The organism is Psychrobacter piechaudii, from assembly GCF_900162825.1.
GTDB classification, from domain to species: domain Bacteria; phylum Pseudomonadota; class Gammaproteobacteria; order Pseudomonadales; family Moraxellaceae; genus Psychrobacter; species Psychrobacter piechaudii.
The window spans coordinates 26,182-34,733 of sequence record NZ_FUGE01000065.1 but is presented as its reverse complement, the minus strand read 5'-3'; the positions used below and the strand labels follow the sequence as shown (position 1 = coordinate 34,733).

Sequence of the window (8,552 nt, the reverse complement as noted above, 5' to 3'; positions counted from 1 at the left end):
GATGGTTTGAGCTTAAACGACAACTGGAATATAAATGCAAGTATGCAGGTTGTCAGCTTGAGATCGTAAATGAGAGTTACACTACCCAGACCTGCTCGTGCTGCCACAAAATAAGTGACAGTAGTCCGAAAGGTAGAGCAGGACTTGGAATAAGAGGATGGAGGTGTGCTGAGTGTGGCACATGGCATGATAGAGATATCAATGCTGCTAAGAACATCCTTGCGGTCGGGCTTGACCGTCTAGCTGTAGGAATCCCCTCGGTTTAGCGAGGGGAGGAAGTCAAATAAATACCAAGCCAAATAAATCATCAATATACCAACCAGGGCATCCAAGATACTCCAGGCTTTGGGTTTAGCAAATAATGGCGATAACAATCGGGCGCCATAGCCTAAGCTAAAAAAGAACACGAATGAGGCACTTATTGCCCCCAATCCGAACTGCACCTTACTATCGGCTCCCGTCGAAACCATACCTACCAGCACCAAAGTGTCTAAATAGACATGAGGGTTAAGCCAGGTAAAGCCAAAACATAACAGCAATGATTTTTTAAGGCTACTGACCTGTTGATTATCTTGTGTCAAAGCATGCGATTTGCTAACACTGGCATATAAGCTTTGTAACCCATACCCCAACAAGAATAAAGCGCCAGCAATTTTTGCAAGGGAGACAATATTCGGGTATTTAGCAGTCACTGCGCCAAAACCAGCGACCCCAGCGGAGATTAATAAAGCATCTGATAGCGCACAAAAGAGACAGATGGCAAAAACATGCTGTTTTTTTATCCCTTGTTTTAGAATAAAAGCGTTTTGTGAGCCTATCGCAAATATTAGCGATAAGCCTAAAGCAAAACCTGATACATAATCCATCTAGTTATCTCAGGGTAATTTATTAAAATAGAGGGTAGGCTAAGCCTTTATTACTATAAAAATTGCGTAACTGACCGCATATAAGACACTATAGATATTAACTATTACGTCTAGTTTATACGGGCTAATTATAAAGTATTGAGGCTGACATAAGCGTGAACTTTCACACTGAAATATTAAGACTTCCGTATTTTAATAATAAAAAACAACAAAGGATGGATATATGACGCAAGCCACTGCAATAGTACTGATGTTTATCATGTACGGTTTATTGCCAGCTGCAGGGATATATTTAGGTTATCGAGGCATTAAAAAACTGACTCAACCCAAAATGTTAGAGTACAAAGCCATGCCGCAGTTGGGTTTTATTCCAGAGAAGAGTTTGCCACCAGAAGTGAAGCAAAAGCTTGATAGCATCAATGATAAAGGTGAAAAGCTTAAAATGCTTTATGGGGATACCAACAATGATGGGATTATTGATGATTCAGATGCCGTCACTGAGACTTATATTATGATTAAGAATGTGATGGATACCCATATTCCTGAAGCCGTTGCAGACTATCGCCGGTTACATGACTTAGACAGCGCCCCAAATAAAACAGTGGTTATCTCAGCTGAGAAAAGCAGTGCCGAGTCTAGTCGGGCGGATACCACGAAGATTAAAAACTCAGATATGACGGGTAGAGAAGCTTTATTAGAAGTGCTGAATACAGTAGAGACTCAATTTGATGACTTGTTAGATGCTGCTTACCATCAAGATGGTCAAAAGCTTTTGGCAACCAACCGTTATTTGCAGCAACGTTTTGAGAAGTAAAAATCAATCACTGAGGCAGGTTTAACTAGGAGGTAGGTGTCATAAATGAGTGTGTTAATTGGAGTAGGTGCTGTAGCCGTACTGGTAGCAGGCTATGTGGGCCGTAAGGGTTGGCTGGCTTTTCATCGCGCTGTTGGTATTACTCCTGGCACTCTTAAATATGTTGAGCCCTCGCAGTTGCCCCCACCGCCGATGCTGCAGCTGACTTTAGTTAGTGATCAAATAAAAGGATTGCCTCCAGCTATTGTAGAGCAGCTATTACGTATTGATGGTAAGGCCGATATCTTCCAGCAGTGGCGTAATGACGCGATTAAAGCGGGTCAAACCCCGATGGTCTCTGAAGATGAGTTTATGATAAGTAAGCTATTACAGAGCCGGCTACCAGAGCTCATTGAAAACTATCAGCGTATTGCCCGTCATGAGGATCTACTGCAACAAGCGACTGATAGAGCGTCGACAGCCGCTTACAATAATAGGCAAGTTAGCAGTGAAGAGCAGATTAGTGAAACTAAAGCCCAAGCGCTTGGCCTGCTGTTAGAAGTATTAATAAAAATTGAAACCAAGCTGGATAGCTTGCTCGAAGGTTGTCAAAGTGAAGCCTTACAGCAGATGCAGGTGATGCAGCGCTATCTAGATCAGCGTTAATATGATTTGGCACTACAAACTAAAAAGCCCTTAGTTATTCACTAAGGGCTTTTTTGATTTTTGGGTAAGCTATTCTAGACTCTAGACGCCAATTAACGTTTAGAACCTCTGTTGCCAGTATCTCTACCACGGGTATTGCTAGAGCTTCTACCGGCAGTATTGGCTCGGCCACTTCTAGAGCTGGTACGGATGGTACGGGCTTTCATTGGTTTTTTCTGGAAACGTTCTTTTTTCTCTTTTGCCTTGCCATGGACGCCCATATCCTCACGAGGACGGATACCCACTAGATCAATCAGACGGTGAATTTCTTTACGATCTAATTCAATAAAGCGGCCAGTGCGTAGCTCTTTCGGCAAATCTACTGAACCATAGCTGGTGCGCAGTAGACGGCTTACTTTAAGACCTTGAGATTCGATCAGACGGCGAACTTCACGGTTACGACCTTCTTTCAGCTTAACGTGATACCATTTGTTTACGCCTTCACCGCCGCCTTGTTTGATGTCTTCAAACTTAGCTAGGCCATCTTCTAGCATGACCCCATCGGTTAAGTTTTTCATCATCTCAGGGGTTAGCTCGCCCAATACGCGTACCGCATATTCACGAACAATCTCATTAGAGGGGTGCATTAAGCGGTGAGCCAATTCACCATCGTTAGTGAATAATAAAAGGCCAGTCGAGTTGATATCTAGACGACCCACCATAATCCAGCGATCATGAGTTAGCTTCGGTAAACGCTCAAATACGGTGGTACGACCTTCAGGATCATTGGCAGAACAAATCTCACCTTCTGGCTTATAGTAGGCCAAGACACGGCGACGTTTTTCACGTTCTGATTTGTATTTGATTAAACGTCCGTCAACACGGATCTCATCACCTTGCTCAACACGGTCACCAATGGTAGCAGGCTTTTGGTTGATAGAGACACGGCCTGCTTTAATTACTTCTTCCATTTGACGGCGTGAGCCTAGGCCCATACGGGCTAAAGCTTTTTGCAGTTTTTCGGTACCGGCAGTGCTGGCTTGAGTGGTTGAAGAGGCGAATTGATAGTCACCGTTGTGATCGGTATAGACATCGCTTTCTTGAGTAATATCAGGTTGATTTGACGAATTAGGGTGATTTGATTGAGGCATGTTATGCATCCTTGAATCGGTGAGTGGCTACATTTCACAATGTAGAGAAGTTTTTTTAATCAGGCAGAGCTGATTTTGGATGACTATTATACGTCAATTTATCTCGATTATCGCTATGTGCTTACAACTTTCTGTTTTTTCTTTACTTAACTGGTTTAAAAAGAAGGGTTTTAGCTGTGCTGTTGCACCCAATCCAGCACAGTAGGCCAAACCTCTTTAGAAGCGTTACGGCTTAGGAAAATACGGGTATGGTTATAATCTTCCAAGTCGCCATTAGCGATAGAGAACTCACGCCATTTATTGTTTGAGTTTTTAAAAGCCTGTAAGTACTTTAAAGTACCTTGGGGCGGAGCAACCCAATCCCCGGCGGCGCAAATAGAGTAAATCGGTACGGTAATATTGGGCATCAGCGTACGATAATCGAGCGGTTGTGGGGTAGTTACGGTTTGCGACTTCCTGCTTAGGCGTAGCCCTGCTTGTCTAAGTAATTGTTGTCGTATGGGTGTCGGTAAATAGCTACTGAAGTTCTGATTAAGGTTCCAGTCCATCCACTGCGAGAGCAAATAGTAGCTCTCATTCATAGTGCCCAACTTCAATCGCTTACCTTCTACATAACCCAGCTGACGGGTCACTACTTTGAGAAATAGTAATTTTGCGTAGCTTGAAGGGGTGGATGTGCCAGCAAAGACTTGGCAAGCTACCATACAGATGCTGTTTATCTTATCCATAAATTCGGGATAACGGGTCAAACATAGGGTCAAACAAATACCGCCACCACTGTGAGTAATGCAGTGTAGTGCATCAAGTTTAAGCTCATCCAATAAATAATCAAAAGTGGCTTTAACATCGTAAAATGCGATGTCTTCTAAATGATAGTTGGTTTGCGGTTGACTGCTGCTGCCATGACCGCGCCACTCCATAATAAAGCATTGATGGCCCAATGAGGCAAAATAACTGACGATGCCCAAACAGACAGTCTTGTCCGAAAAGGCGCCATGCAGAAACAAAAGATTTTGTTTTTTATCAGCAGCGTTAGGGCTATTAAGATCCTTATCAAAAGCCTCATCATCGATTATTCGCCAAACGGCAACTTGTTGATGGTCTTTCGTGGTGACTAGATTTAAAGTTTGTTCAATCATTGCTTGAGGTCTCATATCCTTATGATGTTTATTTGCTTCAAACCCAGCTACTTTACACTTAGCGGTTTAATTAAGCTACTTACTTGAGCTATTTGCTTCAGCTATTAGGCTTGGCTACTTACTCAACTTCAATATTCTAAAGGCGCCTTGAATAACTAAAGCAAATACGATGCTACCAATAATTAAATCAGGCGTACTAGAGTGTAACCAATTAACTAAAATCCCTGCAACAATTACCCCTAAATTGATAATCACATCGTTTGAAGTAAAAATCATACTGGCTTGCATATGGGCTTCTTCTTTGCTTTTCGATTTTTGCAGTAAATACAGGCAAATCGAGTTTGCAATTAGCGCAAGAATCGATATAACAATCATGGTAGAAAAGTCAGGTAACTGCTCATTGCCAAAGAAACGTCTTAGTACTTCTAAAAAACCAAGAATCGCTAGCGTAATTTGAAAATATCCGGCAATTTTAGCAATCCGTTTTTTCTTTATAACCGTTCCACCGACCGCAAATAAGCTAATTCCGTATACGAAGCTATCTGCTAACATATCTAAGCTGTCGGCGACCAACCCCATTGAACGAGAAATCAGTCCCGTGCTCATTTCAATAATAAAGAAAGCAAAGTTAATGACGAGCACTATCCATAGTAGCTTTCTTTGCTCAGCATCTTTTTTGTGACTAGAGTCAGTATCAGTTTTAAAATTATTGTTGGGATCAGAGGGGTCAATGGTTTCGGTCGAGAGTAGGGTGTCACCTAAATTTAGGTCATGAATAGTCGTCTCTATCCCTTCTACATTGCCATGATGAAACACAGTTAATTTACGGTTAGGAATGTCGAACTCAAGATGTTGAATATCCGAGTCGCCCTCTAATTTCATTCGGATTAGGTTTTCCTCCGAAGGACAATCCATCTTCGATATTTTAAACGTTGTTTTATTCATAGCTGCATCTATATCCGAACTGTCCTAATTTAATCATTCTGGGCTTTACTATTGTCCAAATTCAAATCAGGTAGCGGGGGTAGCTGCTCTAGACTCTCAAGCCCAAAAGCATCTAAAAATTCTGGTGTGGTGTGCAAAAGTGCAGGGCGACCCAAAGTCTCCCGGTAACCTTTTTCCATAATCCAGCCTTTATCAAACAGCTGACGTAGGATATTACTCGACACAGTTACCCCGCGCACTTGCTCGATGTCACTGCGAGTCACCGGCTGTTTATAGGCAATCACACTTAACGTTTCCAGCAAAGCTTGGCTTAAATTCTCCAAACGCTGCGGAAAGACCTCTTGAATGAGACTACTATATTCACTGCGAATTTGCAGTCGATAGCCACTGGCTGATTCACTCAGACTGAGCACACCGGTAGTCAATCTCTGTTGCAATATAACCATGGCTGTCTCTAGTTCCTGTTTAGATAAAGATAAATACCTTCTCAGTTGACTGCCTGTTAAAGGCGATTCTGACGCGTGTAATAGCACTTCAATTCTACGACTTAATAAGTCATAGCGATTAAAGGCGCTTAGGTCGGAGTTAATAGTCTCTTTTTGCTCAACAGCAGAGTCAGTAGTTATAGAAGTCTCATTGTTAGCTACATGATTGTCAGCTAACTGGGAATCTACTAACAACGAGTCATCGGTTTGTTTTGCCATGGAAATTCGCTAAATTTTAAAATAGGGAGAAACAGTAACTAATACTTATATATAGTTACTTCTATAGAGTTACTTAGATAAAGCTACTTAGAAAAAGCCATATAAACTGGTTTTTTAGCAGCTGGTTTTTAGTAACTAATTTTTAGTAACTAAGGTTAAATTAAGCCACCCAGCGCAGCTTTAGGCTTGATAAACTGTAAGTAGGTTGCAGGTCTTGAGGCATCTCATCGACGGGCTGTGATTGATTATTCTCAGCTTCTATAACATCAATGATTTGTCGCTTTATTAATTCTAGAACCGCAACGAAACTGACCACTACCCCGAGTCGGCCTTGGCTTTGATCCAGCAGTTCAATAAAAGTCCCTTCACCTCGCTCACTCAGCTGACGACTGATACTGGCAATGCGATCTGATAAGGGGATGGGATCAACCTTAACATTATGCATTTGATAATCAGGTTTCAGCTGCATCTTCAGCAAGCTTTCTACTAGCATGGTTGCAGGATAGCTGGGTAACTCAGCGGCCATAACCTCAGGATCAGGCAGGCTAGCCATTGCCAAAAACACATCACGCTCTAGACGGATCAAGTTGTCCAAACGGCGAGCTGCCTCTTTGATTTGAGCGTAGTCCTCCAAGCGTGCTATCAGCTCCGCTTTTGGATCCCGCTCATCTTCTACTTTCTCAGGCAGAGGCAGCAGTAGTTCTGTCTTAATAGCAATCAAAGTAGACGCCATCAGCAGATAATCACCTGCCAACTCGAAGTGGTCTGCATCGAGCTCGTCAATATAGGCCAGATACTGCTCAGTAATGGGCAGAATAGCGGTATCGGTGATATCAAAGTTGTTCTTTTTGACCAGATACAATAAAAAATCGAGGGGCCCTTCAAACTGCTCTAACCAAATAGCAAAAGCCTGAGGCGGTACATATAAATCCTCAGGCAGTGCTTGAACTGGCGTGGTATAGATTCTAATACTGGCATTAACACCAGCATCAGAATCTGCTTGGGTATAAGTAGCTGTGCTATCCAAAAGCTAATGCCCTTACTTTAGTTTCGCAAGTGGTTTGATACCAATAGCACGGCGGGTTTTATCCAGCTGCTTGCGGCTATGACGGCGAGCTTTTTCAGCACCCATCATCAGGATTTCTTCTAACTCTTTTGGATTGGCCATTAGCTCAAAGTAGCGCTCACGGAAGGGAGCAATCTCGCTATTGATCTTCTCAAATAAAATCTGCTTGGCATCACCCCAAGCAATACCGGCTTCAAACTGTGAACGTAAGTCAGCAAGTTCATCTGGTGTTGCGAAGGCTTTATAGATTTCAAAAATCACTGAGTCATCAGCGTCTTTAGGCTCTTCAGGGGCTTGTGAGTTGGTCACAATTTGCATGATCGCTTTGCGCAGCTGTTTTTCTGGGTCAACTTGAGGGTTATACTCACCAAATAGAGGAATGGTGTTGCCATAACTCTTACTCATTTTACGGCCATCAAGACCTGTTAGCAGCGCCACGTTGTCATCAAATACTGCAGAAGGCTGAGTGAATAAAGGCTTGTACTTATGGTTAAAAGTACCAGCGATATCACGGGCCATCTCAACGTGTTGAATTTGGTCACGACCGACAGGTACGTGGGTGGCATTAAACATTAAGATGTCGGCAGCCATTAATACTGGGTAACCAAACAGACCCATGGTAATACCGTGATCAGGATCGACATCGGCCTTTTCATTATTGGCATCTACCGCAGCTTTATAAGCATGGGCGCGGTTCATTAGGCCCTTAGCGCATGAGCAGTTTAAAATCCAAGCCAGCTCAGGAATTTCAGGCACATCAGATTGACGATAGAACACCACTTTTTCAGGATCTAAGCCACAAGCCAGCCAAGTTGCTGCAATGGCCTTGGTAGACTCATGAACCTGTTTGGGGTCTGAGCATTTGATAATACTGTGGTAGTCGGCCAAGAAGAAAAACGACTTGTCCTCTTCGTTGGTGCTATTTTGTGAAGACTGAATAGCAGGACGAATGGCGCCCACGTAGTTGCCTAAATGGGGAATACCTGTGGTGGTAACCCCGGTAAGAGTACGTCTTGGCTGATTGGTTTCTGTTTGATTTGGATGGGTCTCTGATGCGCTCATAAATCACTCAACTTTTAAAACAGGTTGTTGTAAAGGTTATTAGGATAACAAAATTTATTGTATCGGCTCAGTATAACAAATAATCACTGTTTTTTAGCCTTATAGTCACCAATAGACCACAGTAACGGTCTGTTTTATTGGCTTTAACAGGGCAGTTATCAGTTATATATAGAGGGGTATA

Annotated in this window: 10 protein-coding genes; 3 read left to right on the top strand and 7 right to left on the bottom strand. The window is 42.7% G+C overall.

Going from position 1 to position 8,552, the window contains the following annotated elements; translation table 11 throughout:
- Positions 1 to 266 (top strand): zinc ribbon domain-containing protein (locus tag A1019T_RS02510; protein ID WP_077450279.1); only part of this gene is annotated, 266 nt, incomplete at its 5' end.
- Here the strand turns inward: A1019T_RS02510 and A1019T_RS02505 are convergent.
- Complete coding sequence (locus tag A1019T_RS02505; RefSeq protein ID WP_077450276.1) at positions 240 to 866, bottom strand: LysE/ArgO family amino acid transporter; 627 nt, start codon at positions 864 to 866, stop codon at positions 240 to 242. The two genes, A1019T_RS02510 and A1019T_RS02505, sit on opposite strands and share 27 nt — an antisense overlap.
- A gap of 223 nt (positions 867 to 1,089) precedes the next feature.
- On the opposite strand from A1019T_RS02505, the gene A1019T_RS02500 reads away from it, so the two are divergent.
- A complete protein-coding gene (locus tag A1019T_RS02500) occupies positions 1,090 to 1,680 on the top strand; it encodes a hypothetical protein (protein WP_077450275.1) in 591 nt (196 codons plus the stop codon).
- Between the two features lie 45 nt (positions 1,681 to 1,725).
- Positions 1,726 to 2,325, top strand: coding sequence for a hypothetical protein (locus A1019T_RS02495; protein WP_077450274.1), 600 nt, complete (start codon positions 1,726 to 1,728; stop codon positions 2,323 to 2,325).
- Positions 2,326 to 2,417: 92 nt separating this feature from the next.
- Here A1019T_RS02495 and rluB read toward each other — a convergent pair whose 3' ends face one another.
- The 6 genes from rluB to trpS all read right to left on the bottom strand — a co-directional run bounded on the left by rluB (position 2,418) and on the right by trpS (position 8,371).
- A complete protein-coding gene (gene rluB, locus A1019T_RS02490; RefSeq protein ID WP_244156507.1) occupies positions 2,418 to 3,299 on the bottom strand; it encodes a 23S rRNA pseudouridine(2605) synthase RluB in 882 nt (293 codons plus the stop codon).
- A gap of 326 nt (positions 3,300 to 3,625) precedes the next feature.
- Complete coding sequence (locus A1019T_RS02485) at positions 3,626 to 4,609, bottom strand: alpha/beta fold hydrolase (protein WP_244156505.1); 984 nt, start codon at positions 4,607 to 4,609, stop codon at positions 3,626 to 3,628.
- Between the two features lie 99 nt (positions 4,610 to 4,708).
- Positions 4,709 to 5,539, bottom strand: coding sequence for a cation efflux transmembrane domain-containing protein (locus A1019T_RS02480; RefSeq protein ID WP_077450272.1), 831 nt, complete (start codon positions 5,537 to 5,539; stop codon positions 4,709 to 4,711).
- A gap of 29 nt (positions 5,540 to 5,568) precedes the next feature.
- On the bottom strand, positions 5,569 to 6,243 hold the full coding sequence (scpB, locus tag A1019T_RS02475) for an SMC-Scp complex subunit ScpB (protein WP_077450271.1): 675 nt from the start codon (positions 6,241 to 6,243) through the stop codon (positions 5,569 to 5,571).
- 160 nt (positions 6,244 to 6,403) lie between these two features.
- Positions 6,404 to 7,270, bottom strand: coding sequence for a segregation and condensation protein A (locus tag A1019T_RS02470; protein WP_077450270.1), 867 nt, complete (start codon positions 7,268 to 7,270; stop codon positions 6,404 to 6,406).
- Between the two features lie 12 nt (positions 7,271 to 7,282).
- Positions 7,283 to 8,371 (bottom strand): tryptophan--tRNA ligase, encoded by a 1,089-nt coding sequence (gene trpS, locus A1019T_RS02465; protein WP_077450269.1) that lies wholly within the window; start codon positions 8,369 to 8,371, stop codon positions 7,283 to 7,285.
- Positions 8,372 to 8,552 lie beyond the last annotated feature (181 nt).